Here is a 25,251-nt window from a genome sequence, read left to right as displayed (position 1 = left end):
AAACTCCTTGTCGTCATCGACGTAAATCACGTCGTTCAGTCGAGCCGGCCGCATGGCCGGCTTTTTTCATGGCTTTCGTTGACCGTTCGTGCGGACCGCTGGCGCGGCACCGCGCGTATTGCATCGTCGGCGTGACGCGGGCCGGTCGGGCTCACTTTGGCCTGCGTCGGCATCGCGCCGGCGCGATGCCGGCGCTTTCGCGTCAATCCTGCACCGTTGCCGGGCCGGCTGCCTCCGCTGCGATCAGCGCGAGCCCGGACAGGATCAGCGCGTCATGCCGCGTATGCGCGACCGTCAGCGCACGCGCGACGTCGTCCGCCGCACCGCCTGCCAGCACGAGCCGCACGGGCGCCTGCCACGCAGCGACGAGATCGCGCCACGCGCGTTCGATCAGGCCGGCCTGCGCGTACAGGCAGCCGGCCGACAGCGAGCGCGGCGTATCGATCTGGAACGGTTCGGCCTGCGCGTCCGCGAGCAGGCCGCTGGCGATATCCGTGGTCAGCGTCGGCAACTGCGCGGTGTGTGTGCCGAGCGCGCGCATCATCAGCGCCCAGCCCGGCGCGATCAGCCCGCCCGTGAAGCGGCCGTCCGCGCGCAACGCCTCGAGTGTCGTCGCGGTGCCGAACGTCGCGATCAGCAGATGCTCGCCGGGAAACGCCGCGTGCGCGCCGATCAGGCCGGCCCACCGGTCGCTGCCGAGCTGTTCGGGCGTCGTATAGCCGTTCGTCACGCCGCATTGCGCGGGCCGCGAGCGGATCGTCGTGCGGGGCAGGCCCGGCCAGCGCGCATCGAGCAGCGCGTCGATCCGTGCGGCCACGTCGGCGCCCGCGACGTTCGAGATCCACGCGCCGCGCGGCCGCGGCAGGTGCGACCAGTCGGGATCGGCGCCGCCGTCGCGCGTATGGCCGAACGCGCCCGTGTCGACGAGCGAGCGCCGCGCGTCGGCGAGCGCCCACTTGATCCGGCTGTTGCCGGCATCGATCAGCAGGTGCGGCTCGCTCATTGCGCTTCGCGCAGCGACACGTCGCCGGCTGCGATCGTTTGCACGCCGTTCGGCGTGTCGAGCAGCAACTGGCCGGTCGCGTCGATGCCCGTCGCGACGCCGCGCGCGCGTTCGACGCCCTGTTCGAGCAGCACGACCTCGCGGCCCGCGTACGCGTGCAGCGCGTGCCAGCGCGGCAGGAACGGCGCGAGGCCGTCGGTGCCGAACTGCGCGAGCGCGGGCGTGAGTGCGTTCAGCGACGCGGCGAGCGTATCGGTGAGGTTCGCCGACGCGCACGCGATCGACAACGCGGCCGGCGGCAGCCCGCTCGCGAGCGTCGCTTCGCGCGCGCGCAGCGCGTCGACTTGCGCGGCGACGGCTTGCGCGCCGCGCACGTTGATGCCGAAGCCGATCACGACGGCGGTGGCGTCGGCGGTGGTCCAGACGGTTTCGATGAGGATCCCGGCGAGCTTGCCGACGATGCGCGGCGTGCCGTCGTCGTCGGCCGTCAGCAGCAGGTCGTTCGGCCATTTGAGTGCGACGCGCGAGCCGGCGTCGAGCGGCAGCGCGGCCAGCCCTTCGGCGAGCGCGACGCCGATCGCGATGCTGAGGCCGCCGAGCGCGTCGACGGGGCGCGGCACGATGCAGCCGACCGAGCACAGCAGCGCATTGCCCGGCTGCGCGAACCACGGGCGGCCTTGCCGGCCGCGGCCGGCCGTCTGCTCGAACGCGACGCGCACGAGCGGTGCGGGCAGTGCCTTTGCGTTGCGCGGCAGCGCCTTGAGCCGCGTTGCGACGTCGGCGTTGGTCGAGCCGGTGGCGGCGACGATGTCGAGCGGCCACGCGCGCGGCGCGGCGTCCAGGTGCGCCTCGAGCCGGTTGCGCGCGATGTGCGCGTCGCCGGATTCGGGCGTGTCGGAGGAGGTGGGGGCGTTCATGGCGCCTATTGTAGCGACAGGGGGCGTTGGCGCGCGCCGGAGGGCGCGCCCAACCTGCAGGGCGACACGGCGTGGCTTAGTGCTGCATCTCTATCCGCGCTCCAGCGCCTTGATGTCCTCTTCCGACGTCATCTCGCACGCGAGCGGCGTCCTGCCCTTCAGCGCCGGGCCTTAGCGGGTCGAAACGAGGATCGGTGCGCCGCCGGCGGCTCGCAGATGACGCATACGACGCAACCACCGTCCGGCCAGGTCACGCTCGCGCGTGTCCCGGCCAAACGGCCATCACGGCGCGACGACCGGGTGCTTCAGCGCATGCGCGGTCTCGATCCACTGCGCGTGGAATTCGTCCGCATCGGGTCGAAGCCCGAGTTCGCCGTTGCGATAGGCCATCGCGAGCGTCTGCACCGCTTCCGGCAGCTCGTGCTCGGCGGCGCGGCGATACAGCGCGAGCGCGCGCGCGTCGTCGCGCGGCACGCCGCTGCCGTCGCGGTACGCGTTCGCGAGCATGAAGTCGGCCGCCGGGATGTCCGCGCGCGACGCGATGTCGAACCAGTGCGCGGCCTGCACCGGGTCGGCCGCGATGCCGTAACCGCTGCGGTAGATCAGCCCGAGGTAGTACGCGGCGGCCGGATCGCCATTCGAAGCCGCCGCGCCGAGCAGCGCGCGGGCGCGCGCATAGTCCTTCGGCATGTCGCCGCTGCCGAGCAGCAACGCCTTGCCGAGCGCGAGCTGCGCGCGCCGCGCAGCCGTCGCGTCGGCCCTGCCGTCCGCCGCCGCGGCCGTTTCCAGCCAGCCGCGCCCCTCGTCGCGCAGCCCCGGTTCATGCGCATCGACGAGCGCGATGCCGAGCGCCGCCTGCGCGGCGCCCGAGCCGTGGCGCGCGAGCGTGCGCAACTGGGCCAGCGCATGCGGCTCGGTCGCCTGCGTGACCATCGCCTGCCATTCGTCGAGCTGCGCGACGCTCGGCGCGGGGCCGGCCCCGCGCAGGCCGGTCGCGGCGACGATGGCCGCGACGGTCACGGCCGCCGCCGCGAGCAGCGCGGCCGGCGGGAGTTTCGCGCGCAGCACGCGCCGCGCGGCGGCGGCGAAGCCGGTTTCGGCGGGCCGCATCGTCCGGATCGGTTGCATCGTGTGTCTCATTGCGTCAGGTCGATCTCGTAGGTCGCGAGGTTCTTGCCCGAGCCGTCGTCGGCCGCGACCTGCGTGATGCCGGTCAGGCCGGCCGCCGCGGCGTCGCCGAGACGGTTCGGCGCGGACGCGAACTGCACGTGCGCGACCGAGCTCGCGAGCTTCGTGAAGCGCCAGCTGCGCTGCGCGCCGTCGGCCGCGCGCGTGATCGCGCCGCGCTTCTTGATGAACGCGATCAGCACGTCGCGGTTCGCGTCGGGCGACGCGAAGATCGTCTTGCTGCCGTCGAGGCCCGGGAAGTTGCCGCCGCCGCTCGCGCGGTAGTTGTTGGTCGCGACGATGAACTGCGCGTTCGGGTCGATCGCCGCGCCCTTGTACGTCAGGTTCCTGATCCGGCTGCCGACCGGCTGCGTGACGTCGATTTCGTACGCGAGATCGGCCGACGTGAACATGTCGAAGTTGTAGCCGGGGAAGGTGCTGACGAGCGGCTGCACGGTGGCCTTGGTCGGGTCGATCGTGTTGAAGCGCTTCGCGGCCGTCTCGAGCCAGTTCTTCACGTCGGCGCCGCTCACCTTCACCGCGTACACCGTGTTCGGATACAGGTACAGGTCGGCCGCGTTGTTGATCGCGAGCGCGCCCGGCGCGACGTCGGTGTAGTCGGTGCCACCGCCGAAGCCGCTCTTGAACGGCGCGCTGACCGACAGCACCGGCAGCGACGCGTACTGCGGCAGGTTCGCCTGCACGTAGGTCTTCACGTAGTCGGCCTGCGCCTCGTTGACGATCTGGATCGCGCCCGGATCGCCGACGTCCGCGAAGTACGAGTTCATCCGGTAGTCGGTGGAGCCGATCGGCGTCTTCACGTAATCGATCGTCGCCTGGTGCTCGGCCGCGATCGCGGCGGAGACCGACGGGTCGGCCGCGACGTAGCTCTTGTCGGCGTTCTGGATCGGCCGCGCCTCGACGGTCGTCTGCGACTTGTCGACGGCCCACGTCTTGCCGTCGAACTTCAGGCCGAGCTTGATCACGCCGAGGTGCTTGCCCCAGTAGTTGGCCATCACGGTCGGCACGCCGTTGACGGTGCCCTTGACCTTGTCGACGCCCGGCAGGTTGAACTGCGCCACGGTGCTGTTCGCGTCCGGGAACACCTGGTGCGAATGGCCGATCAGCATCGCGTCGATGCCGGACACCTTCGACAGCCACCAACTGCCGTTTTCCATCGTGGGCGAGTACGCGGAATTGTCGAGGCCGCCGTGCGAGATCGCGACGACGAGATCGGCGCCCTTCGCGCGCATCTCCGGAATGTACTTCTCGGCCGCTTCCTTCAACCCGGTCGTGTAGACCTTGCCGTCGAGCCAGCGCTTGTCCCAGTTCATGATCGCGGGCGGCGTGAAGCCGATGATGCCGATCTTCACGGGCGCGCTCACCGTCTTGCCGTCCGGCGTCGTGGCCGTCACCGTGCGCGTCAGGATCGTGTACGGCGTGAACAGCGGCGCATTGGTCTTGGCGCTGATCACGTTCGCGAGCACCTGCGGGAAGTTCGGGCCCGCGCACTTCTTCTGCTGGGCCGGTGCCGGCAGGCCGTCGACCTCGAACGTGTTGCCGGTCACCTGCGACAGGTACGGCAGGCCGTAGTTGAATTCATGGTTACCGATCCCGCCGCCGTCGAATTTCGCGGCGTTCATCACCTTGTAGATCGCGAGCGTCTGGTCGCAGCCGACCGGCTTGACCAGCGCCTGGTAGTCCGACAGCGCGGTGCCCTGGATCGTGTCGCCGTTGTCGAGCAGCAGCGTGTTCGGGTACTGCTTGCGCGCCTGCGCGATCAGTGTCGACACGCGCTCGAAGCCGAGCGAATTGTCGGCGGCGAGCTTGAAATAGTCGTACGACAGCACGTTGGTGTGCAGGTCGGTCGTCTCGAGCAGCGCGAGCGTGGCCGTCGTGCCGGCGGGCGCCTGGGCCTCGGACTGCGACGGCGGCGTGGCGGTGACGTCGTCGCCGCCGCAGCCGGCGAGGACGAAGGCGAGGCTGGCGAGCGCGGCGGCGGCCGGCACGTGACGGCGGGAAAGCGGGGGGAGACGCATCGGTTGTCCTGTTCGGTGTTCTGTTTTATGAAACGCGAGGTACGCACGAATGGCGGCGCGGCGCGCCGACGGCCTGAGGTGCGGCGCGTGAGAGTATCGAAAGGAAACGTGACGGAACAATGAAAGGTCGCGATGCGGGCAGCGGGCAGTGGCCGGCGGCGGCTTCGGGCCAGTCCCGGCCGGCACTCCCAGCCCCGCGCCCCGGCTGCGCGTCCGAGCCCGGCGCCTCGATCGCGCCCCCCGAGTTCGGCGCCTCCGGCTACGCGCCCTGAGCTCGCCGGCCGCGCCGAAATCCTCACGTCGCGGCATCGGGCGGTTCGCTACAATGGCCGCTGTCATCCTTTTGCAAACAACCTGCCCTTGGACTTCGAGACTCCTCCCGGCCTGTCGGTCGACGCCGGCGGCCAGGGCCAGACGGTGCGCCTGACCGGCCAGTGGACCGCGCTCTCGCTCGCGCGCAACCGCGGCGCCGTGGCGCGCCGCATCGCGAGCATCGCCGCTGGGCGCGTGAGCGAATGGGATCTGTCCGGCATCGAGCGGCTCGACCACGTCGGCGGCCAGGCGCTGTGGCGCGTGTGGGGCCGCAAGCTGCCGGCCGGCGTCGCGCTGAGCGCCACGCAGCGCACGATCTTCGAGCGCATCGAGCGGCTCGACAGCCAGCGTGAGGCGCCCGAGCGCATCGTGCGGTTCGATCCCGTCACGCGGCTCGGCCTGGCGATCTTCGCGTTCGGCGAACACCTGCAGGGCGGCATCGCGATGTTCGGCCGCGTGATCCTCGATGCGCTGTCGGTGCTGCGCCGCCCGAAGACGATGCCGTGGAAGGAAACCTCGGCGAACATCTACAGCGCCGGCGCGCAGGCGCTGCCGATCACCGCGCTCGTCGCGTTCCTGATCGGCATCGTGCTCAGCTACCTGTCCGCGCAGCAACTGCAGATGTTCGGCGCGAACCGCTACATCGTGAACATCCTCGGGCTGTCGGTGATCCGTGAGCTCGGCCCCGTGCTGTCGGCGATTCTCGTCGCGGGCCGCTCCGGCTCGGCGATCACCGCGCAGATCGGCGTGATGCGGGTGACCGAGGAGCTCGACGCGATGCGCGTGATGGGCATTCCGCACGGGTTGCGGCTGATCCTGCCGCGCGTGCTCGCGCTCGGCGTCGCGATGCCGCTGCTCGTGATGTGGACCAACATCATCGCGCTGACGGGCGGCGCGCTCGCCGCGAAGCTGGTGCTCGGCATCGACATCAACTATTTCGTGCGCTCGCTGCCGGGCGTCGTGCCGATCGCGAACCTGTACATCGGCGTCGGCAAGGGCGTCGTGTTCGGCATGCTGATCGCGCTGGTCGCGTGTCATTTCGGCTTCCGGATCAAGGCGAACTCGCAGAGTCTCGGCGAAGGCACGACCACGTCGGTGGTGTCGTCGATCACGGTCGTGATCCTCGCCGACGCGGTGTTCGCGATCCTGTTCCAGAACGTGGGGCTCGGATGAACGCATCGAACGAAACGACCGCGCATGCCGCGGCCATCGGCGCCGGGTCGGTCGACGCCCGGCCGGACGCGGCCGCCGACGCCGGCGACCTCGTGATCGAGGTGCGCAACCTGACCAAGCGCTACGGGCGCAACATCGTTCACCAGAAGCTCGACTTCGACGTGCGGCGCGGCGAGATCGTGTCGATCGTCGGCGGGTCGGGCTCCGGCAAGACGACGCTCGTGCGCCAGATCCTCGGCCTCGAGCGGCCGACGTCGGGCACGATCAAGGTGTTCGGCGAGGATACGTCGACGATCGACGACGCAAGCGCGCGGATGATGCGCACGCGCTCGGGGATGCTGTTCCAGCAGGGCGCGCTGTTCTCGTCGATGACGGTGTTCGACAACGTCGCGCAGCCGCTGCGCGAGCTTGGCCGCGTGCCGCCGGACCTGCTGCACGACATCGTGATGCTGAAGCTCGAGATGGTCGGGCTGCCGTGCAAGCACGCGTCGAAGATGCCGGCCGCGCTGTCGGGCGGGATGGTGAAACGGGTCGGCATCGCGCGCGCGATCGCGCTGGAGCCCGAGCTGCTGTTTCTCGACGAGCCGACGGCCGGCCTCGATCCGCAGGCGTCCGACGAATTCGTCGAGCTGATCGCGACGCTGCACCGCACGCTCGGGCTGACCGTCGTGATGGTGACGCACGACCTCGACACGATGGTCGCGCTGTCGACGCGCGTCGCGGTGCTGGCCGACCGCAAGGTGCTGGTCGCCGCGCCGGTCGAGGAGGCCGCGAACGTCGACCATCCGTTCATCCACGAATATTTCCTGGGGCTGCGCGGGCGCCGCGCATTGCAGGCGCTGCCGCCCGAGCGGCGCGCGAAGCTGCCGAAGGCGGCCCTCGAACCGGCGCTGTCGAGCGTCGAGCTGTAGAAGCAAGGAACCCGCGAATGGAAAACAAATCACATGCGTTCTGGGCCGGCCTGTTCACGATCGCGCTGACGCTCGCGATCGCGGGCACCGTGTTCTGGTTCAACGTCGACCGCACCGTGCGCGTGCCGTACGACCTGCTCGCGCGCACCAACGTGACGGGGCTGTTCCCGGATGCGGCGGTGCGCTTTCGCGGCCTCGACGTAGGCAAGGTGCAGTCGATCGGCTTCGATCGCACGCATCCGGGCCAGATCCGAATCCGCATCCTCGTCGATCACGATGCGCCGATCACGCAGTCGACGTACGGCAGCCTCGGCTTCCAGGGCGTGACGGGTATCGCGTTCGTGCAGCTGGAGGATACGGGGCGCGATCTGGCGCCGCTGCCGTCGTCGCCGAAGGCGATCGCGCAGATCCCGATGCGGCCGAGCCTGTTCGACCAGATCCAGGAGCGCGGCGACGTGCTGTTGCGGCAACTCGAACTGGCCGCGAAGAGCGCGAACGCGCTGATGTCGCCCGAGATGCGCGAGCAGTTGCGCGCGACTGCCGAAAGCCTGCAGCACGCGGCCGACGGCGCCGCGACGCTGACGAAGCAGCTCGGACCGGCGGTCACCGCGCTGCCGGAAACGATGCACGAGGTGAACCGCGCGATGGCGTCGGCGAACACGCTGCTGCAGCCGAACGGGCCGCTCGTGTCGAACCTGAACAAGGCCGGCACGGCCGCCGAGCAGATCGGCGTCGCGCTGAATGGCCTCAACGCGCGCGTGCAGTACGACACGCTGCCGCGCTTCAATGCGCTGGCCGACAGCGTCGGCGACGCGTCGCGGCAATTGAAGGACGTCGCCGGTGAACTCGGCCGCAACCCGCGCAGTCTGTTGTTCGGTTCGCCCGGCGCGGCGCCGGGGCCCGGCGAAGCGGGCTTCGTCTGGCCCGGCGCGACGGCCGGGAAGTGACGCCCGGGACATACGGGACACCCCGCAGCAGTTGATCGATCGTCCGGCCGGGAACGGTCGGACAGGACGCCCATCGAAACCGGAAACCTCATGCAGGAATACGCCATGCCACGAATCCTTGACCGCGCGCTGCGCCCGGCCGCGGCCGCGCTCGCCATGCTGACGCTCGCGCTGGCCGCCGGCTGTGCCGGCAACGACGCGGTGCTGTCGAACATCCGCTACGACCTCGGGCCTGCCTCGTCGGTGACGACCACCGGTTCGGGCCCCGCGCTGAAGGTGCTCGACGTCGCCGCGCCCGACGCGCTCGATTCGGACAAGTTCGCGTACCGCCTCGCGTACGCGGATGCGCAGCACGTAGCCGTCTATCGCGACAGCCGCTGGACCGCGCCGCCCGCGCAACTGCTCACGCAGCGGCTGCGCGGCGCGCTGTCGTCGCGCGGCACGGTGCTCGAAGGCGCCGACGGCGTGCGCGCGCCGACGCTGAAGGTCGACCTGAGCGAATTCGAGCAGGTCTTCGACGGGCAGTCGCAAAGCCACGGCGCGGTCACCGCGCGCGCGACGCTGATGCTCGACGGCAAGGTGCTCGGCCAGCGCACGTTCGTCGCGCGCGCGCCGTCGAGCACGCCCGACGCCGCCGGCGGCGCGCGTGCGCTCGCGGCGGCCAGCGACGAACTCGTGTCGCAGATCGCCGCGTGGGTCGGCGTGCAGGCGTACGCGGGCACGCCGTGACGCCCGACGTGCCGCCGCGATTGCATCCGCGATGAACGTGCCCGGCACGCATCGCGCGTCGCCGCTCGCGCGGCAGGCGTTTGCCGCGTACGCGGCGCTGATCGTCTATGCGTCGCTGTATCCGTTCGAAGGCTGGGTGTCGCTCGGCATCGGCCCGTTCGATTACCTGTTCGCGCCGATGCAGCGCTATGTGACCGCATTCGACGTGGTCACGAACGTGCTCGGCTATCTGCCGTTCGGCGCGCTCGGCGTGCTCGCGCTGCATCCGCGCTGGCGCGGCGTGGCCGCGACGCTGATCGCGGGCGGGCTCGGCGTGCTGCTGTCGGGGACGATGGAGGCGCTGCAGACCTACCTGCCGACGCGCGTCGCGTCGAATCTCGATCTCGGCGCCAACGCGCTCGGCGCGCTGCTGGGCGCGGCGCTCGCGGCGCCGGCCACCGGCGCGCTGCTCGACCGCGGCGCGCTGCGCCGGCTGCGCTTCGCGTGGCTGGAGCCCGACGGTTCGACGCCGCTGCTGCTCGCCGCGCTGTGGCCGTTCGCGATCGTGTTTCCGTCGCCGTTCCTGTTCGGCATCGGCGACTGGCCGGCCGCGCTGTGGGAGCGCGCCGACGCGTCGATGCAGGACGCGCTGCTCGCGTGGCTGCCGGCCGCGTGGCACGTCAGCGAATGGCCCGAGCGGGTCGACGGCTGGCTGTCCGATTCCGCGTGGGAAGCCGTGCTCGGCGGGCTGATGCTGTTCGCCGCGCTGGCGATCGCGTCGCTCGCGATGCGTCCGCGCGCGCCGCGCATCCGGCTGCTGATCGCGCTGGTGGTCGCCACGCTCGTGCTGAAGGCGGCCGCGACGTTCATGCAGTCGGCCACCGGCCTCGTCGTCGTATGGGCCACACCCGGCGCGCGGCTCGGCATCGAGCTTGGTTTCGCGGCGGCGCTCGTCGCATTGCGCGTGCCGGCGACGTGGCGTGCGCTGCTCGCGGCGCTCGCGCTGCTGGCCGGTGTCGCGCTGGTGAACCTGCTGCCGGTCAACCCGTTCTTCGACTTCACGCTGTCGGGCTGGCGGCAGGGCCGCTACGTGCACTTCAACAGCATCGCGCGCTGGCTCGCATGGATCTGGCCCTACGCGGCGCTGATCTGGCTCGGCCAGCGCGTAGAACACGCGTGGCTGCCGGCCGCGCTGCGCCGCTGACGCGGCAGCCGCAGCCGTGCGGCGGCGGCCGTGCCGCGGGCAGCCGCGTGCGCCGGTCGCTATAATCGTCCGCATCCTCCGTTGCCGCCTCGCGCAACGGCAATCCATCGCCCCTCTTTGCGCACGGCCTCGTGCCGGGCCGCTCGTCACCATCATGGATTCCTACTATCAGCACCACGTCTTCTTCTGTCTGAACCAGCGCGATCCGGGCGCCGAACGCCCGAGCTGCGCGCAATGCGATGCACAGACCATGCAGGAATACGCGAAAAAGCGTGTGAAGGAACTCGGTCTCGCGGGGCCCGGCAAGGTGCGCATCAACAAGGCCGGCTGCCTCGACCGCTGCGAGGAAGGGCCGGTGATGGTCGTGTATCCGCAAGGCACGTGGTACACGTACGTCGATCAGGCCGACATCGACGAGATCGTCGAGTCGCACCTGCGCGACGGCAAGGTCGTCGACCGCCTGAAGATCTGAGCGGGCCGGCCGAATGAACGTTCATACGCAGAAATCGCTGATCGCGGGCCCGGTCGGCCAGATCGAAATCGCGGTCGACCTGCCCGACGCCGTGCGCGAAGGCGGCGCCGCGCCGCGCGGCATCGCGCTCGTCGCGCATCCGCATCCGCTGTTCGGCGGCACGATGGACAACAAGGTCGCGCAAACGCTCGCGCGCACGCTCGTGCAGTTGAACTACGTCGTGTACCGGTCGAACTTCCGTGGCGTCGGCGCGACCGAGGGCGTGCACGACAACGGCACGGGCGAAGCCGACGACCTGCTCGCGGTGCTCGCGCACATGCGCGCGCAGCCCGCGTATGCGGACCTGCCGCTCGTGCTCGCGGGCTTCTCGTTCGGCACCTTCGTGCTGTCGCACGTCGCCAAGCGGCTGCTCGACGCGGGCGAGACGATCGAGCGGATGGTGTTCGTCGGCACGGCCGCGAGCCGCTGGCAAGTGGCCGACGTGCCCGAGAACACGCTCGTGATCCACGGCGAAACCGACGACACGGTGCCGATCGCGTCGGTGTACGACTGGGCGCGGCCGCAGGAGCTGCCGGTCGTCGTGATCCCCGGCGCCGAGCATTTCCTCCATCGCAAGCTGCACGTGCTGAAGCGCATCATCGTCGACGCGTGGCGCTAGGGGCCAGCGCACGCTCGTTACTGGCGTGAACAGGCCTTGGCCTGCATGCGGTGGCCGGCGTGAGCGTCGGCCACCGCACCGCGCACCGGCGCCCGGCCGGCTGAGGCGCGACCCTTCCCGAAACTTCATGCGACATCGCGCCGCCCCGCACGACGCGCCGCCTGCCGCATGGCGGCGCAACCCGACTTGCACGCGGCCTGCGCACGCCTTTCGCGCGGCTTCGAGCACGCGTGTCCGCTGCATGCCCGTGCCATGCTCTCGCATCCGGTATGCGGGTGTCCGCCGCCAGGTTCGCGAAAACGCCGTTCGCGGCCACGTATAATGGCCGCATTTCGCGTTGCCCGCGGCCCGGCTGGGCCCATGCGGCGCTCGTTTCGCCGCCTGTCCGCCCGCTCGCGACGGCCGCGAACCGAACGCGCCCGCACGAGTCCAACCGGCGCGTTTCGCGTCGCCCGACGGTGTCGGGCGAGTGCCCGAGACGCCCGCCGCCTTGCCGTTCAACCCTGCGCGTCTCGCACCGCACTTTCTGCCATCAGCCTGAATCGATCATGCGTCTGTCTTCCCAAGGCCTCAAGTCCCTCGCTTCCTCCATCGCCTTCGGCACCGCCGCGCGCAACGTCGCGCTCGGCGTGATGCTGCCCGTCGCGCTCGCCTCGACGATCGTCGTCGCCGAGGCGAAGCCGGCCGCCAAGGCCAAGGCCGCGCATGCGGCGCCAGCCGCCGAGCAGTCCACCGGCGCGCCCGCGACCTACATGCCGGGCGCGGTGCCGCCGCCGGGCGTGAACGCGCGCTCGTGGGTGCTCGTCGACGCGACGAGCAACACGGTGCTCGCGTCGGGCAATGCGGACGAACGCGTCGAGCCGGCGTCGCTGACGAAGCTGATGACGGCCTACCTCGTGTTCGAGGCGCTCGACAAGAAGAAGATCTCGATGGAGCAGATCGTCACGCCGAGCGACGCGGTGCGCCGCGTCGGCCGCGACGAGTCGCGCATGTTCATCGAGGCGAACAAGCCGGTGTCCGTGCACGACCTCGTGTACGGGATGATCATCCAGTCGGGTAACGATGCCGCGATCGCGCTGGCCGAGCTCGTCGGCGGCAGCGAAGGGCAGTTCGTCACGCTGATGAACGACGAGGCGGCGCGCCTCGGCATGAAGGGCACGCACTTCGCCGACGTGAACGGCATGCCCGACCCGAACCACTACACGACGGCCGGCGACCTCGCGAAGCTGTCGGCCCACCTGATCCGCGATTTTCCGCAGTACTACGGCATCTTCTCGGAGAAGGAATTCAAGTACAACAACATCCGCCAGGGCAACCGCAACCGTCTGCTGTGGCTCGACCCGACGGTCGACGGCCTGAAGACGGGCCATACGCAGGCGGCCGGCTACTGCCTGATCGCGTCGGCGAAGCGCGCGATCCCGGGCGTCGACGGCCAGCGCCGCCTGGTGTCGGTGATGATGGGCGAGCAGAAGGAAAGCGATCGTACGCAGGACAGCATGAAGATGCTGAACTACGGCTACAGCGCGTTCGATTCGGTGCGCCTGTTCAAGGGCGGCCAGGCGATCTCGACGCCGCGCATCTACAAGGGCAAGGACAATACCGTGCAGGTCGGCGTGAAGGGCGACCAGTGGGCGACCGTGCCGCGCGGCCTCGGCGACAAGGTCAAGACCGAAGTCGACGTCAACGCGCCGCTGATCGCGCCGCTCGCCGAAGGCCAGCAGGTCGGCACCGTGAAGATCGTCGCCGACGGCAAGACGCTGTCCGAATTCCCGGTCGTCGCGCTGCAGGCCGTGCCGGAAGCGGGTATCTTCGGACGTATCTGGGACTCGATCCTGCTGATGTTCAGCAAGAAGAAGTAAGCACGACGGGCCTTTGTTTTCACGACTTCATCCCCATCTGTCATAGCTATGAGCCAAGCCGAATTCGAACCGATCGTCTACCTCAGCGTGTCGTCGCAGGAGGAACTGGTGCCGCTGTCCGAAGCCCGTGTACCGGTGCTCGACCGCGGGTTCATTTTCGGCGACGGCGTGTATGAAGTCGTGCCCGTCTATGCGCACGACGGCGCGCACGTGCCGTTCCGGATCGAACAGCATCTGGAGCGGCTCGCGCGCAGCCTGAAGAAGATCGGCATCGACGATCCGCACGATGCGGCCGGCTGGCGCGCGCTGATCGAGCGGGTCGTCGCGGCGAACGCCGAAGGCCTCGCCGACGGCAACGCGCTCGTCTACCTGCAGGTGACGCGCGGCGTCGCGAAGCGCGGCCACGCGTTCCCGGCGAACGCGGTGCCGACGGTGTTCGCGATGACGAGCCCGCTGCGCCTGCCGTCGGAAGCGGAGCGCGCGAAGGGCGTGCGCTGCGTGACGGCCGAGGATCGCCGCTGGCTGCATTGCGACATCAAGTCGATCTCGCTGCTCGGCAACGTGTTGATGGCGCAGCATGCGGCCGAACGCGACGCGTTCGAGACGATCCAGCTGCGCGACGACAACGTGACCGAAGGCTCGTCGTCGAACGTATGGATCGTGAAGAACGGCGAACTGTTCGCCCCGCCGCGCAGCAACAAGATCCTCGAAGGGATCCGCTACGCGCTGGTCGAACAGCTGGCCGAAGAGTGCGGGATCCGGTTCGTCGCGCGCGAGATCAGCGAGGTCGAGCTGCGCTCGGCCGACGAGATCATGCTGACGTCGGCCACCAAGGAAATCCTGCCTGTGACGTCGCTCGACGATCTGCCCGTGCAGGGCGGCAAGCCGGGCCCCGTGTTCGCGGCGCTGTATGACGCGTACCAGCGTGCGAAGGCACGCGAATTTGAACAGTTTGACCTGACCCGGAGAAAATGATGAGCGAACCGACCAAAACCGTCGAGGTGACCGGTGCGATCGAGACCCGGAAGGAGTCGCTGCTGGAGTTTCCGTGCGATTTCCCGATCAAGATCATGGGCAAGGCGCACCCCGAATTCAAGGACACGATCTTCAAGGTCGTGGCCGTTCACGACAACGAGATCGACGTCGAGAAGATCGAGGAGCGCGCGTCGAGCGGCGGCAACTACACGGGCCTCACGATCACCGTGCGCGCGACGAGTCAGGAACAGCTCGACAACATCTACCGCGCGCTGACCGGCCATCCGATGGTCAAGGTCGTCCTTTAAGCGCTCGTTCCGGCGTCCGGGATCAGCGCAAACGGCCGCTGATCCCTTTCCATCCTCCCTCCAGCGCGCACTCGGCGGGGCATTTCCCCGCCGCGCGCCGCGCGTCCAGCTCGTCGCACAGCCGCTTGTATTCGGCCACTTCCTCGAACAGCCAGGTCCGGAACGCCTGCACGCGCGGCGTGTTGAGCAGCGGCGGCGGGCACACGAAAAAATAGTGCCACGGGCTCGGCCCGTCGATGTCGAACAGGCGCACGATGCGCCCGTCGAGCAGGTCGTGCACCGCGAGCGAGCGGCGCACCAGCGCGATGCCCTGGCCCTCGATCGCGGCCAGCAGCAGGTTCGACGAATCCTGGTACAGAATTCCCCGTTTCGGCTCGGTCAGCGTATCGAGCCCGGCCGCGTCGAACCACGGCCGCCACAGCTCGTCGTCCGAGCGCAGCAGCGGGTAGTGCACGAGATCGGCGGGCGTCTGCGGCAGCTTGCCGCCGTTCAGCGTCGGCGCGCATGCCGGAAAGAACACCTCCTCGAACAGCGGCTCCACGTGCAGCCCCGGATAGCTGCCGAAGCCGAAGCGGATCGCGAGATCGACGTCGTCGCGCGCGAAATCGGTCAGCGAGTTGGTCGACTGCAGCTCGACGTCGATTTCCGGGTGCCGCTCGATGAACGTGCCGATGCGCGGCGTGATGAAGCGCGCGGCGAACGACGACAGCATCGACACCACCAGCCGCCGGTCGCGGTCGCTCGCGCGCACGTCGCGCGTCGCGTCGGCGATCACCATCAGCGCGGTGCGGATCTGCTGCGCGTAGCGCATGCCGGCGTCGGTCAGGCACAGCCGCTTGCCGTTGCGCGTGAACAGCTGCACGCCGAGCTCTTCCTCGAGCGCGCGCACCTGATGGCTGACGGCGCCGTGCGTGACGAACAGCTCGTCGGCGGCGCGCGAGAAGTTCTCGTGGCGGGCGGCGGCTTCGAACGCGCGAATCGCGTTCAGCGCCGGGAGCTGGCGGAGGTCCATTTGCTAATTTTCCTCACATCGACGTGAAAATTGGTCGTTTGGTCGGACACCTTTGAGTGACTACGATTGTAGCCATCGAAGCACTTTTTGGCGGAGTCGATCATGCAAGAAATCTCTTCAAGCATCACCTTTGAAATTCCCCCGGGCGAGACCGTGCCGATGAAGGTGCAGCGCAGCACGCGGCTGGTCGTCCAGTGCGGGCCGATCTGGGCGACGCGCAGCAACGACGTGGACGACTACTTCCTGGTCGACGGCGAGACGCTGAAGCTGCGCCGCGGCGAGCGGCTGTGGCTCAGCGCGGAAGGCCGCGAGGGCGCGTGCGTCGCGTTCTCGGTGTCGCGGCCGCCGCGGGAAGTCGCGCTGGGCGGCCTGACCCGGCTGCGCGAACGCGTGAGCGCGCTGTTCCACGACGGCTGGCGCACGGTCTGACCATCATTTCATCCGACGGATACCGGCGATCCGTCCCCCTTCCCAGGCCGGCGAGACCCACGGGTTTTCGGTAAACTACCGCCCATGTCCGTTTCGCCGGTTTCCATCGTGTCCACGCCTGTCGCCGTTTCCGCATCGCCCGCCGGAGCCCCGGATCAGCCGGTCACCGTGCGGTGGCGGGGCCGCGAGGCGTACGAGGCGAGCTTCGACGCGATGCGCGCGTTCACCGACACGCGCACGGCCGACACCGGCGACGAAATCTGGGTGGTCGAGCATCCGCCCGTCTACACGCTCGGCCAGGCCGGCGACCCGGCGCACCTGCTGGTGGCCGACAGCGGCGTGCCGCTCGTGAAGGTCGACCGCGGCGGACAAATCACTTACCACGGCCCCGGCCAGATCGTCGTCTACCTGCTGCTGGACTTGCGCCGGCGCAAGCTGATGGTGCGCACGCTCGTGACGAAGATCGAGGAGGCCGTGATCGAAACCCTCGCGGCGTATAATCTCGCTTCGGTCCGCAAGGCGGGCGCGCCCGGGATCTACGTGGCGTCCGGCGTGCACGAGGGCGCGAAGATCGCGGCCCTCGGCCTGAAGATCCGCAACGGCTGCAGCTATCACGGGCTGAGCCTGAACGTGAAGATGGATCTGCGCCCGTTTCTTGCGATCAACCCGTGCGGCTATGCCGGACTGGAAACCGTCGACATGGCGAGCCTCGAGGTTGCCGCCGACTGGAACGACGTCGCCCACACGCTGGTGGGCCGTCTGATCGCCAACCTCGACGGCGCATCCGCGGCCGCCGACAAGCCGCACGCACTGGAACAATCGAATGACTGACGTTACCGCTTCTCCCGCACCGGCCGATACGGCCGCGACCCCTGCCTACGATCCGACCGCCAAGCAGAAGGCGCAGGCGAAGACGGCGCGCATCCCGATCAAGGTCATTCCGATCGAAAAGCTGAAGAAGCCCGAGTGGATCCGCGTGAAGGCGGCCACCGGCAGCTCGCGCTTCAACGAGATCAAGACGATCCTGCGCGAGCACAACCTGCACACCGTGTGCGAGGAAGCGAGCTGCCCGAACATCGGCGAATGCTTCGGCAAGGGCACCGCGACGTTCATGATCATGGGCGACAAGTGCACGCGCCGCTGCCCGTTCTGCGACGTCGGTCACGGCCGGCCCGATCCGCTCGACGCGGATGAACCGAAGAACCTCGCGCGCACGATCGCGGCGCTCAAGCTCAAGTACGTGGTGATCACGAGCGTCGACCGCGACGACCTGCGCGACGGCGGCGCCGCCCACTTCGTCGAGTGCATCCGCGAAACGCGTGCGCAGTCGCCGGACACGCGCATCGAAATCCTGACGCCGGACTTCCGCGGCCGTCTCGACCGCGCGATCTCGATCCTGAACGCCGCGCCGCCCGACGTGATGAACCACAACCTCGAAACGGTGCCGCGCCTGTACAAGGAAGCGCGCCCGGGTTCGGACTATGCGCACTCGCTGAAGCTCCTGAAGGACTTCAAGGCGCTGCATCCGGACGTCGCGACGAAGTCGGGCCTGATGGTCGGCCTCGGCGAGACGGAAGAGGAAATCCTGCAGGTGATGCGCGACCTGCGCGCGCACGACGTCGACATGCTGACGATCGGCCAGTACCTGCAGCCGTCCGAGCACCACCTGCCGGTGCGTGCGTACGTGCATCCGGATACGTTCAAGATGTACGAGGAAGAGGCGTACAAGATGGGCTTCACGCACGCGGCCGTCGGCGCGATGGTGCGCTCCAGCTATCACGCCGATCTGCAGGCGCATGGGGCTGGGGTGGTCTGAGCACCGCGTTCGTCTCCGTCTGCTGAAGTCCCGCAGTCCCGAAAGCCCGCAGCGATGCGGGCTTTTTCGTTGGCGCGGCGGTTATCCGCGCATGCGCACGGCAATCGTCGCCGGACCGGACGGGTGATCCATTTCAGCATGGAAAGCAAAGCTGAAACGGCGTCGATAGCTTCGCAGGATAAGTTCGCTCCCGCCGCGCGCAAAGCCCGTAAAGTCGGCTCTCCCGCAGCAATGCCCGCATTCCGAAGGAGAGCCGCATGTCCCGTTTCAGCTTCATCCGCCGCGCCGTCGTCGCGCTGACCGCCTTTGCCGCGCTCGGCGCGGCGCACGCCGAATCGCGCGAAGTCGTGATCGCGTATCAGGACATGGTCGTGCCGTGGCGCTACGCGCAGGCGAGCGGTGAAGTCGAAAAGGCGACCGGCTACAAGGTCACGTTCCGCAAGCTCGACAGCGGCGCCGACGTAATCCGCGCGCTCGCGTCGGGTTCCGTGCAGCTTGGCGAAGCGGGCTCGAGCCCGATCGCGGCCGGCCTGTCGCAAGGGCTCGACATCTCGCTGTTCTGGGTGCTCGACAACATCAACCACGCCGAGGCGCTCGTCGCGCGCAACGGCTCGGGCGTGACCAGCATCGCCGCGCTCAAGGGCAAGAAGATCGGCGTGCCGTTCGTGTCGACGTCGCACTTCCATACGCTCGTCGCGCTGCAGGCCGCGGGCGTCAATCCGAACGACGTGAAAATCGTCAACCTGCGCCCGCCCGAAGTCGCCGCCGCATGGACGCGCGGCGACATCGACGCAACCTATATCTGGGATCCGGTGCTCGCGAAGGTCAAGCAGTCGGGCACCGTGCTGACGACGTCCGGCCAGGTTGCGAAAGAAAGTGGCAAGGCGACCTTCGACGGCTTCGTCGTGAGCCGCAAGTTCGCGCGCGAGAACCCCGAGTTCGTCACGCGCTTCGTGAAGGTGCTCGCATCGGCAGACGCGGACTACCGCGCGCATGCGGCGGCGTGGAAGGTCGGCTCGCCGCAGGTCGCGGCGGTCGCGAAGGTGTCCGGCGCGAACGCGCAGGACGTGCCGGCCAGCCTCGCGCTCTACGCATTCCCGACGGCGGCCGAGCAGGCGTCGCCGACGTGGCTCGGCGGCGGCGCGCAGTCGGGCGCCGCGAAGTCGCTCGCGGCCACGGCCACGTTCCTCAAATCGCAAGGCACGATCCAGACGGTGCTGTCCGACTATTCGGCCGGCGTCGATCCGCAGTTCGTGCAGAAGGCCGCGCGCTGAGCGCGGCGATTCAGCCGACTCACCACTCATCGCGGAGCCCTTCGATCATGAGCACGCTGGAAGTTCGCCAGGTATCGGTTGCCTACCCGGGCGAGCGCGGCAGGCCGACGACGCAGGCGCTCGCGCAGGTCGACCTGCGCATCGATGCCGGTGAATTCGTCGTCGCGCTCGGTGCGTCCGGATGCGGCAAGACCACGCTGCTGAACTGCATGGCCGGCTTCGTCGCGCCGACGACCGGCGACGTGTGTGTCGACGGCGTGCCGGTCGCGGGCCCCGGCGCGGATCGCGGCGTCGTGTTCCAGAAATACGCGTTGCTGCCGTGGCTCGACGTGCTCGACAACGTCGCGCTCGGGCTGCGCTTCGCGCGCGTGTCGAAGGCCGAACGCGAAGCACGCGCGCGAGAAATGCTCGCACTCGTCGGTCTCGAGCGCCATGCGCATGCGCGCGTGTATGAACTCTCCGGCGGGATGCAGCAGCGCGTCGGCATCGCGCGTGCGCTCGCGAGCGACCCGCGCGTGCTGCTGATGGACGAGCCGATGGGCGCGCTCGACGCGATGACGCGCGGCACGATGCAAGCACTCGTGCTCGACGTGTGGGCGCGCACCGGCAAGACGGTGTTCTTCATCACGCACGACGTCGAGGAAGCGCTGTTCCTCGCCACGCGTCTCGTCGTGATGACGCCGGGCCCCGGCCGCATTGCCGAAACCTTCGAGCTGCCGTTCGCGCGCCGCTACGTCGAATCGCGCGATGCGCGTGCGGTGAAGTCGTCGCCGGATTTCATCGGGTGGCGCGAGCGGCTGATCGCGTACCTGCATCGCGACGAGGCGGTCGCGGAGCCCGCGTGATGCACGAGTTCGCGCGGCAGGGTGCGTCCGTGGGGCGCGGCCGGATCAGTACATTGCACAGGCAGGACGACATGAGCACGCAGGATTCCTGGGCGGCCGATCGAACGGCCGCCGACTCCGAACGGGATGCGCGCGCGGCGCAACAGCGCCATGCGGTGCGTCCCGCCCGGACATCACATCGTTACCGTTTGCCGGGGCAAGGAAAGACGGCCGCGCTGAGCGCCGCGACGGTCGCGGTGCTGGCGGTGCTCTGGTGGGTCGCGACGCATTTCCAGTGGCTGCCGCCGCTGTTCCTGCCCGCACCGGAAGCAGTGTGGACCGCGTTCGTCGACGCATGGCACGGCCGCATCCAGGGCGGCTTGCCGTTGTCCGAACATCTGTTGTGGAGCGCCGCGCGCGTGTTCGGCGCGTTCGCGCTCGCCACCGCGATCGGCGTGCCGGCCGGCATCCTGATGGGCGTGAGCCGCATCGCCCGCGGCGTGCTCGATCCGCTGCTGGAGTTCTACCGGCCGCTGCCGCCGCTCGCGTACCTGCCGCTCGTCGTGATCTGGTTCGGCATCGACGAGACGGCGAAGCTCGTCGTGATCTTTCTCGCGTGCTTCGCGCCGATCGCGATGGCGGCGCGCGCCGGCGTGCGTGCGGCAACCGTCGAGCAGATCAACGCCGCGTATTCGCTCGGCGGGAGTTTCGCGCAGATCGTGCGCCACGTGGTGCTGCCGGCCGCGCTGCCGGAGATCCTCACGGGGCTGCGGATCGCGATCGGGTTCGGCTGGACGACGCTCGTCGCGGCCGAGATGGTCGCCGCGACGGCCGGGCTCGGGCAGATGGTGCTCAACGCGTCGAGCTTCCTGCGCACCGATATCGTCGTGATGGGCATCCTGATCATCGGCGCGATCGCGTGGCTGTTCGATCTGGCGATGCGGTGGGTCGAGCGGCGGGTGGTGCCGTGGAAGGGGCGGGGGTAGGCCGTACGGGCTGCATGGACGCGGGCTGGTGCCCGTATCGAGAAAGCAAAGGGGCCGGGTTCGTATCGATCGAACCTCGGCCCCTGTCGTTTAACGGTCTAACGCGGAGGGTGTCGCCGTGGCGAGTTAAAAGCGATAGCCTGCGCCGGCGCCCACCGCGACCGTGCCGCGAGTATTGGTCGACCCGGACGCCTTGATCACCCAGCGCCCGTTGCGCGTGGCGGTCGACACGCCGAACGCGACGGCCGATTGTCCGCTGTAGGTGCCGCCGGCGATCGCGACCATGCTTTCGCCCGCCAGCGACGCCTGCGGCAAGTTCGCGATCGCCACCGCCGACGCAATGCCGCCGCTCGCGTCGCGCCGGTAATGATCCATGTCGGATCGAACACTGCCGATGTGGTCGTTCAGTTGCTGCACGTTCACGGCATCGGTCGGCGCGGTGCCGGCCGCCACGTTGGTGATCTGCCGCTCGTGTCCCGGCGCGCCGACGGACACCGTGTTGTCGCGATCGGCAACGGAGTCGTTGCCGAGTGCAACCGAATTCTGGCCCGAGGCGGTCGCGTTGTTGCCGATCGCGAGACTGCCGTTACCGGATGCGGTCGAGTTCTGGCCGAGCGCCATCGAGTTCGAGCCGGTCGCACCGGAGCCGTCGCCGAGTTGCGCGAGCTGATTGCCATGGTCGCCCGTCGGCGGATTGATGCTCGGGCCGTTCTTCTCGATGTTCGACAGACGCGTGTCCAGCGAATCGAAACGATTGTCGAACTGCTGCTGCATCGTGAAGAGCTGCCCGCCGTTCACGGCCTGCATGCCACCCGCGACGATCGCACCGGCCCGCACGTTGTCCAGCAGCGTGCCGCCCACGCCGCCAAGCGTTGCGCGACCGAGCGACAGATCGTCGTACACGAGCGCGCTGAGCGGCTTGCCTTCCGGGTCGACGAGCCCGGTAGCCTTCAACTGCGCGATCGTCACGGCGTCGGTATCGCCCACGCCGTTCGACAGGCCGGTCAGCGTGCGTGTGCCGCTCGCGCCGGCGACGCTGACCGACGTGCCGCCCTTGTCTGCGCCGATCGAGATCGCGAGATTCGCCGGATCCTGCCGGACGAGGCCGGTCGTGCCGTTGTCGAGCCGCGTGCCGAGATCGGTGACGTCGTTGCGGATCGACGTCACGTTGTTTTCGACGGTGCTGACACGGCCGTCGATTGTCGTGACGCGTCCGTCGAGTTGGGTCAGCGCACCGCCGACGTTGTTGAACGATTGTCCGTCGACCGTGTAGGTCGGGCCGCGCACGGTTCCGTCGGCGTTGACGGCCGCATCGCCGCCGAGCGCGGCGACGACGGGCTTCAGCTGCGACAGGTTGGTGGCGTCGGTGTCGCGCGTGCCGGCGCGAAGATTCACGAGCTGGCGTTCGCTGCCCGTATCGCCGATCGATACGGTGTTCGCGCGGTCGGCGACGCTACCCTGGCCGAGCGCAACCGCGCCGTTGGCGGTGACCTTCGAATCCGCGCCGAGCGCGATGCCGCGGACCGCCTGGACGCTCGATGAGGAGCCGAATGCGCTTGAGCGGTCGCCCACGACGGACGACGACACGCCGAATGCGCTCGAGCGGTCGCCCCGGACATTCGCCCCTTCGCCGATGGCAATGGTGGAGCGCCCGTTCGCCTCGGCTTTCGCGCCGATCGCGATCGCCGAGTAATCCCCGCCGGTCTCGCCATTCGCCTTTGCGCCCGTTCCGATTGCGATCGAGCCGGCACCGGACGCGGTGGTCGTGCCACCCGTGCCTTCGTTGACCACCAGATTGTTCAAAATCAGGTCGGCGGCATGGCCGTAGCACGGCGCGAGCGCGACGATGGCGAACGCGAGCGCCGACAGGCGGATGGACGGCGTGGGTTGCAGTCTGGATGAAGTATGCGAGCGGACGCGCGCGGTTCGGGAAGGTGGGACGGAGGTACGTGACATTTAATCGCAGTCCTGATCAATACGATGTATGACGCAGCCGGGTGACGCATACGTGGCTTGGTCGAAAGGCGCGGGGCGAGGTGTTGTTGCTCGTGAGCGGCAAACCACCGATCACGTAGCCCCGACATGAGCGAGCGACTATACGGATGGACGCAGGCGCCGTCGATCAGACTGGTACGAAATTGATTTGGCGCGGATGGGACACGCTACGGTTGCGCGATGGCGGGGGCGGCGTGAATGCCGGGATGGGGGATCGGAGCGCTCACGCAGCGCGCGGCCACGGACGGCGCGCGAACGGAGAGACGACAGGGAGGCGGTGCGCGCCGATTCGCGCACACCACCACGGACGGCCGTCGTCCGCCCTCATTCCCCCATCGCCACTCCTTCCCGCCGCGGATCGGCCCCGCCGAACCACACCGTCTGCCCCTGCACGTTCAGCCGCTGGATCCCCTGCAGCCCCGAGTTCATCTCGACGATCCGCACGTCGTGCCCGCGGCCCTTCAGCCCGTCCGCGAGCGCGTCCGATACGCGGCCGCGCTCGAGCTGCGTCGGCCCGTTCATCGACCCGAAGTTCGGCAGCGCGATCGCCTGCTGCATCGTCATCCCCCAGTCGAGCACGCCGACCAGCGTCTTCGTCACGTGATTGATGATCGCGGGGCCGCCGGCCGAACCGACGATCATCGTCACCTGCTTCGTCTTCTTGTCGAACACGAGTTCCGGCGACATCGCCGAGCGCGGTCGCTTGCCCGGCTGCACGCGGTTCGCGACCGGCCGGCCGTTGTCGTTCGACGCGAACGAGAAATCGGTGAGCTGGTTGTTCAGCATGAAGCCGCGCACCATCAGCCGCGAGCCGAACGCATCCTCGATGCTGGTCGTCATCGACAGCGCCTGGCCGTAGCGGTCGACGATCGCGATGTCGGAGGTCGACGGCAATTCGGGGCTGCGATCGTCGGCCAGCGCGAGCGTCGCGCCCTGCGGCGTGCCGGCCTGCGCGACGCCCATGCTGGTGTCGCCGATCAGCCGCGCGCGCTGCGCGAGATAGGTCTTGTCGGTGAGGCTCGCCCAGTTGCCGCCCGGCAGCGGCACGAAATCGGGATCGGCCACGTAGCGCGCACGGTCCGCATACGCGAGGCGGCCGGCTTCGCTGAACAGGTGCGCGGCGAAAGGCGTCGGCTCATAGCCGAGCTCGTTGCGCACCGGCTTCTGCGCGCCGATCTGCTGCCAGTCGGGCATCGCTTCGAGGATGCCGAGCATCTGCGCGATCGCGAGGCCGCCCGACGACGGCGGCGGCATCCCGCACACGACCGAGCGCCGGTAGTCGGCGCACAGCGGCGCGCGCACCTTGGCCTTGTAGCGCGCGAGATCCTGCAGCGACAGCAGCCCCGGATTGGTCGGGTGCTTGCGCACCTTCGTCACGATGTCGCGCGCGATCGCGCCGCCATAGAACGCGTTCGCGCCGCGGTCGGCGACCTGGCGCAGCACGGTCGCGAGCGCCGGGTTCTTCAGCACCGTGCCGGCGGCCTTCGGCGTGCCGTCCGCGTTGTAGAAGTAGGCGCGGGCGGCCGGGTCGTTCTTCAGGTACTTGTCGTTCGCGATCAGCATCGCGAGCCGCGGGCTGATCGTGAAGCCGCGCTCGGCGAGCCGGATGGCCGGCTGGAACAGCCGGCGCCACGGCAGCTTGCCGTGCGCGCGGTGCGCGGCGTCGAGCATGCGCAGCACGCCCGGCGTGCCGACCGAGCGCCCGCCGACGACACCTTCGTAGAAGCTCATCGGCTGGCCGGTCGGCCCGTAGAAGAGGCGCTCGGTCGCGGCGGCCGGCGCGGTTTCGCGGCCGTCGTACGCCTGCGTCGTCTTGCCGTCGAAGTACAGCATGAACGCGCCGCCGCCGATGCCCGACGATTGCGGCTCGACGAGCGCGAGCACCATTTGCGTCGCGATGGCCGCGTCGATCGCGGTGCCGCCGGCCTTCAGCATGTCGTAGCCGGCTTGCGTCGCGAGCGGGTTCGCGGCCGCGATCATGAAGTGCTGCGAGGTCCAGCCCGGCTTGTCGGTCCAGCCGGACGACAGTTCGGGCGCGTGAACGCCGGGCAGCGGAACGGCCGCGCCCGACGCGGCGGCGACCGGGACGACGGCGCCCGACGGCGCGGACGGGGACGTGCAGCTGGCGTTCAACGCGACGAACGCGACGGCGGCGAGCAGTGTCCAGGGACGCGAATGCGGACGAATCCGGTCGAACATTGAACCCTCGGCAGCAGTGAATTCGAAGGAGGCGGCGGCGTTGATGTTGACGTTGGCGTCGGT

General features: G+C 69.1%; 23 protein-coding genes. 16 read left to right on the top strand and 7 right to left on the bottom strand.

Annotated elements, in window-relative coordinates:
• Nucleotides 1-202: 202 nt before the first annotated feature.
• The 4 genes from HWX07_RS21550 to HWX07_RS21535 form a co-directional block, all read right to left on the bottom strand.
• Entirely contained in the window at nucleotides 203-1,003 is an 801-nt protein-coding gene (locus tag HWX07_RS21550) for a type III pantothenate kinase (RefSeq protein WP_175877600.1), read from the bottom strand.
• Complete coding sequence (locus tag HWX07_RS21545) at nucleotides 1,000-1,920, bottom strand: biotin--[acetyl-CoA-carboxylase] ligase (RefSeq protein ID WP_175877599.1); 921 nt, start codon at nucleotides 1,918-1,920, stop codon at nucleotides 1,000-1,002. The genes HWX07_RS21550 and HWX07_RS21545 overlap by 4 nt, the downstream gene beginning before the upstream one ends.
• A 282-nt stretch (nucleotides 1,921-2,202) precedes the next feature.
• A complete protein-coding gene (locus HWX07_RS21540; protein WP_175877598.1) occupies nucleotides 2,203-3,048 on the bottom strand; it encodes a tetratricopeptide repeat protein in 846 nt (281 codons plus the stop codon).
• An 8-nt stretch (nucleotides 3,049-3,056) separates the two neighbouring features.
• Entirely contained in the window at nucleotides 3,057-5,126 is a 2,070-nt protein-coding gene (locus tag HWX07_RS21535) for a bifunctional 2',3'-cyclic-nucleotide 2'-phosphodiesterase/3'-nucleotidase (RefSeq protein ID WP_175877597.1), read from the bottom strand.
• Nucleotides 5,127-5,486: 360 nt separating this feature from the next.
• Between HWX07_RS21535 and HWX07_RS21530 the strand changes: the two genes are divergently transcribed.
• The 10 genes from HWX07_RS21530 (at nucleotide 5,487) to HWX07_RS21485 (ending at nucleotide 14,653) form a co-directional block, all read left to right on the top strand.
• Nucleotides 5,487-6,611, top strand: a complete 1,125-nt coding sequence (locus HWX07_RS21530) for an ABC transporter permease (RefSeq protein ID WP_124700737.1) — start codon at nucleotides 5,487-5,489, stop codon at nucleotides 6,609-6,611.
• Nucleotides 6,608-7,522, top strand: coding sequence for an ABC transporter ATP-binding protein (locus HWX07_RS21525; RefSeq protein WP_175877596.1), 915 nt, complete (start codon nucleotides 6,608-6,610; stop codon nucleotides 7,520-7,522). Before HWX07_RS21530 ends, HWX07_RS21525 begins: the two co-directional genes overlap by 4 nt.
• Before the next feature lie 17 nt (nucleotides 7,523-7,539).
• Nucleotides 7,540-8,469, top strand: coding sequence for an MlaD family protein (locus HWX07_RS21520; RefSeq protein WP_175877595.1), 930 nt, complete (start codon nucleotides 7,540-7,542; stop codon nucleotides 8,467-8,469).
• Between the two features lie 105 nt (nucleotides 8,470-8,574).
• On the top strand, nucleotides 8,575-9,198 hold the full coding sequence (locus HWX07_RS21515) for an ABC-type transport auxiliary lipoprotein family protein (RefSeq protein WP_175877594.1): 624 nt from the start codon (nucleotides 8,575-8,577) through the stop codon (nucleotides 9,196-9,198).
• 31 nt (nucleotides 9,199-9,229) lie between these two features.
• On the top strand, nucleotides 9,230-10,381 hold the full coding sequence (locus HWX07_RS21510; RefSeq protein ID WP_124623968.1) for a VanZ family protein: 1,152 nt from the start codon (nucleotides 9,230-9,232) through the stop codon (nucleotides 10,379-10,381).
• Nucleotides 10,382-10,535: 154 nt separating this feature from the next.
• A complete protein-coding gene (locus HWX07_RS21505) occupies nucleotides 10,536-10,853 on the top strand; it encodes a (2Fe-2S) ferredoxin domain-containing protein (RefSeq protein ID WP_175877593.1) in 318 nt (105 codons plus the stop codon).
• 13 nt (nucleotides 10,854-10,866) lie between these two features.
• Entirely contained in the window at nucleotides 10,867-11,511 is a 645-nt protein-coding gene (locus HWX07_RS21500) for an alpha/beta hydrolase (protein WP_175877592.1), read from the top strand.
• A gap of 548 nt (nucleotides 11,512-12,059) precedes the next feature.
• A complete protein-coding gene (locus tag HWX07_RS21495; RefSeq protein WP_175877591.1) occupies nucleotides 12,060-13,370 on the top strand; it encodes a D-alanyl-D-alanine carboxypeptidase family protein in 1,311 nt (436 codons plus the stop codon).
• Between the two features lie 48 nt (nucleotides 13,371-13,418).
• Nucleotides 13,419-14,345: a D-amino acid aminotransferase gene (locus tag HWX07_RS21490; protein WP_175877590.1), complete on the top strand. Its 927-nt coding sequence runs from the start codon at nucleotides 13,419-13,421 to the stop codon at nucleotides 14,343-14,345.
• Nucleotides 14,345-14,653 carry a YbeD family protein gene (locus tag HWX07_RS21485; RefSeq protein WP_011546305.1) on the top strand — a complete coding sequence of 103 codons (309 nt, stop codon included), beginning with the start codon at nucleotides 14,345-14,347 and terminating at the stop codon, nucleotides 14,651-14,653. Before HWX07_RS21490 ends, HWX07_RS21485 begins: the two co-directional genes overlap by 1 nt.
• Before the next feature lie 22 nt (nucleotides 14,654-14,675).
• Here the strand turns inward: HWX07_RS21485 and HWX07_RS21480 are convergent, their stop codons facing one another.
• Nucleotides 14,676-15,665: a transcriptional regulator GcvA gene (locus HWX07_RS21480; protein ID WP_006485238.1), complete on the bottom strand. Its 990-nt coding sequence runs from the start codon at nucleotides 15,663-15,665 to the stop codon at nucleotides 14,676-14,678.
• Between the two features lie 102 nt (nucleotides 15,666-15,767).
• Between HWX07_RS21480 and HWX07_RS21475 the strand changes: the two genes are divergently transcribed.
• From HWX07_RS21475 to HWX07_RS21450, 6 genes are all read left to right on the top strand, one after another.
• Entirely contained in the window at nucleotides 15,768-16,094 is a 327-nt protein-coding gene (locus tag HWX07_RS21475) for a DUF2917 domain-containing protein (RefSeq protein WP_175877589.1), read from the top strand.
• Between the two features lie 84 nt (nucleotides 16,095-16,178).
• Nucleotides 16,179-16,925 carry a lipoyl(octanoyl) transferase LipB gene (gene lipB / locus HWX07_RS21470; RefSeq protein WP_175877588.1) on the top strand — a complete coding sequence of 249 codons (747 nt, stop codon included), beginning with the start codon at nucleotides 16,179-16,181 and terminating at the stop codon, nucleotides 16,923-16,925.
• Nucleotides 16,918-17,910, top strand: coding sequence for a lipoyl synthase (gene lipA, locus HWX07_RS21465; RefSeq protein WP_006477693.1), 993 nt, complete (start codon nucleotides 16,918-16,920; stop codon nucleotides 17,908-17,910). The genes lipB and lipA overlap by 8 nt, the downstream gene beginning before the upstream one ends.
• Before the next feature lie 257 nt (nucleotides 17,911-18,167).
• Nucleotides 18,168-19,184: a taurine ABC transporter substrate-binding protein gene (tauA, locus tag HWX07_RS21460; protein WP_175877587.1), complete on the top strand. Its 1,017-nt coding sequence runs from the start codon at nucleotides 18,168-18,170 to the stop codon at nucleotides 19,182-19,184.
• Between the two features lie 47 nt (nucleotides 19,185-19,231).
• Nucleotides 19,232-20,029, top strand: coding sequence for an ABC transporter ATP-binding protein (locus HWX07_RS21455; protein WP_175877586.1), 798 nt, complete (start codon nucleotides 19,232-19,234; stop codon nucleotides 20,027-20,029).
• Nucleotides 20,029-20,994: an ABC transporter permease subunit gene (locus tag HWX07_RS21450; protein WP_175877801.1), complete on the top strand. Its 966-nt coding sequence runs from the start codon at nucleotides 20,029-20,031 to the stop codon at nucleotides 20,992-20,994. The genes HWX07_RS21455 and HWX07_RS21450 overlap by 1 nt, the downstream gene beginning before the upstream one ends.
• 126 nt (nucleotides 20,995-21,120) lie before the next feature.
• Here the strand turns inward: HWX07_RS21450 and HWX07_RS21445 are convergent, their stop codons facing one another.
• Both HWX07_RS21445 and ggt read right to left on the bottom strand, forming a co-directional pair.
• Nucleotides 21,121-22,950, bottom strand: a complete 1,830-nt coding sequence (locus tag HWX07_RS21445; protein WP_175877585.1) for a YadA family autotransporter adhesin — start codon at nucleotides 22,948-22,950, stop codon at nucleotides 21,121-21,123.
• Between the two features lie 363 nt (nucleotides 22,951-23,313).
• Nucleotides 23,314-25,188, bottom strand: a complete 1,875-nt coding sequence (gene ggt, locus HWX07_RS21440; RefSeq protein ID WP_175877584.1) for a gamma-glutamyltransferase — start codon at nucleotides 25,186-25,188, stop codon at nucleotides 23,314-23,316.
• Between the last annotated feature and the right edge of the window lie 63 nt (nucleotides 25,189-25,251).

This window comes from Burkholderia sp. BCC0097 (assembly GCF_902832985.1).
GTDB classification, from domain to species: domain Bacteria; phylum Pseudomonadota; class Gammaproteobacteria; order Burkholderiales; family Burkholderiaceae; genus Burkholderia; species Burkholderia orbicola.
Note: the sequence above shows the minus strand (reverse complement) of the source record. Positions and strands in the feature narration are given on the sequence as shown.

What these genes read in the sequence shown, in the direction of transcription:
- ggt (WP_175877584.1), bottom strand. Translation starts at nt 25,188, where the DNA reads ATGTTCGACCGGATTCGTCCGCATTCGCGTCCCTGGACACTGCTCGCC.
- HWX07_RS21510 (WP_124623968.1), top strand. Translation starts at nt 9,230, where the DNA reads ATGAACGTGCCCGGCACGCATCGCGCGTCGCCGCTCGCGCGGCAGGCG.
- HWX07_RS21540 (WP_175877598.1), bottom strand. Translation starts at nt 3,048, where the DNA reads ATGCAACCGATCCGGACGATGCGGCCCGCCGAAACCGGCTTCGCCGCC.
- HWX07_RS21445 (WP_175877585.1), bottom strand. Translation starts at nt 22,950, where the DNA reads ATGTCACGTACCTCCGTCCCACCTTCCCGAACCGCGCGCGTCCGCTCG.
- HWX07_RS21535 (WP_175877597.1), bottom strand. Translation starts at nt 5,126, where the DNA reads ATGCGTCTCCCCCCGCTTTCCCGCCGTCACGTGCCGGCCGCCGCCGCG.
- HWX07_RS21520 (WP_175877595.1), top strand. Translation starts at nt 7,540, where the DNA reads ATGGAAAACAAATCACATGCGTTCTGGGCCGGCCTGTTCACGATCGCG.
- HWX07_RS21455 (WP_175877586.1), top strand. Translation starts at nt 19,232, where the DNA reads ATGAGCACGCTGGAAGTTCGCCAGGTATCGGTTGCCTACCCGGGCGAG.
- HWX07_RS21515 (WP_175877594.1), top strand. Translation starts at nt 8,575, where the DNA reads ATGCCACGAATCCTTGACCGCGCGCTGCGCCCGGCCGCGGCCGCGCTC.
- tauA (WP_175877587.1), top strand. Translation starts at nt 18,168, where the DNA reads ATGTCCCGTTTCAGCTTCATCCGCCGCGCCGTCGTCGCGCTGACCGCC.
- HWX07_RS21480 (WP_006485238.1), bottom strand. Translation starts at nt 15,665, where the DNA reads ATGGACCTCCGCCAGCTCCCGGCGCTGAACGCGATTCGCGCGTTCGAA.
- HWX07_RS21495 (WP_175877591.1), top strand. Translation starts at nt 12,060, where the DNA reads ATGCGTCTGTCTTCCCAAGGCCTCAAGTCCCTCGCTTCCTCCATCGCC.
- lipA (WP_006477693.1), top strand. Translation starts at nt 16,918, where the DNA reads ATGACTGACGTTACCGCTTCTCCCGCACCGGCCGATACGGCCGCGACC.
- lipB (WP_175877588.1), top strand. Translation starts at nt 16,179, where the DNA reads ATGTCCGTTTCGCCGGTTTCCATCGTGTCCACGCCTGTCGCCGTTTCC.
- HWX07_RS21500 (WP_175877592.1), top strand. Translation starts at nt 10,867, where the DNA reads ATGAACGTTCATACGCAGAAATCGCTGATCGCGGGCCCGGTCGGCCAG.
- HWX07_RS21485 (WP_011546305.1), top strand. Translation starts at nt 14,345, where the DNA reads ATGAGCGAACCGACCAAAACCGTCGAGGTGACCGGTGCGATCGAGACC.
- HWX07_RS21490 (WP_175877590.1), top strand. Translation starts at nt 13,419, where the DNA reads ATGAGCCAAGCCGAATTCGAACCGATCGTCTACCTCAGCGTGTCGTCG.
- HWX07_RS21475 (WP_175877589.1), top strand. Translation starts at nt 15,768, where the DNA reads ATGCAAGAAATCTCTTCAAGCATCACCTTTGAAATTCCCCCGGGCGAG.
- HWX07_RS21550 (WP_175877600.1), bottom strand. Translation starts at nt 1,003, where the DNA reads ATGAGCGAGCCGCACCTGCTGATCGATGCCGGCAACAGCCGGATCAAG.
- HWX07_RS21505 (WP_175877593.1), top strand. Translation starts at nt 10,536, where the DNA reads ATGGATTCCTACTATCAGCACCACGTCTTCTTCTGTCTGAACCAGCGC.
- HWX07_RS21450 (WP_175877801.1), top strand. Translation starts at nt 20,029, where the DNA reads ATGCACGAGTTCGCGCGGCAGGGTGCGTCCGTGGGGCGCGGCCGGATC.
- HWX07_RS21545 (WP_175877599.1), bottom strand. Translation starts at nt 1,920, where the DNA reads ATGAACGCCCCCACCTCCTCCGACACGCCCGAATCCGGCGACGCGCAC.
- HWX07_RS21525 (WP_175877596.1), top strand. Translation starts at nt 6,608, where the DNA reads ATGAACGCATCGAACGAAACGACCGCGCATGCCGCGGCCATCGGCGCC.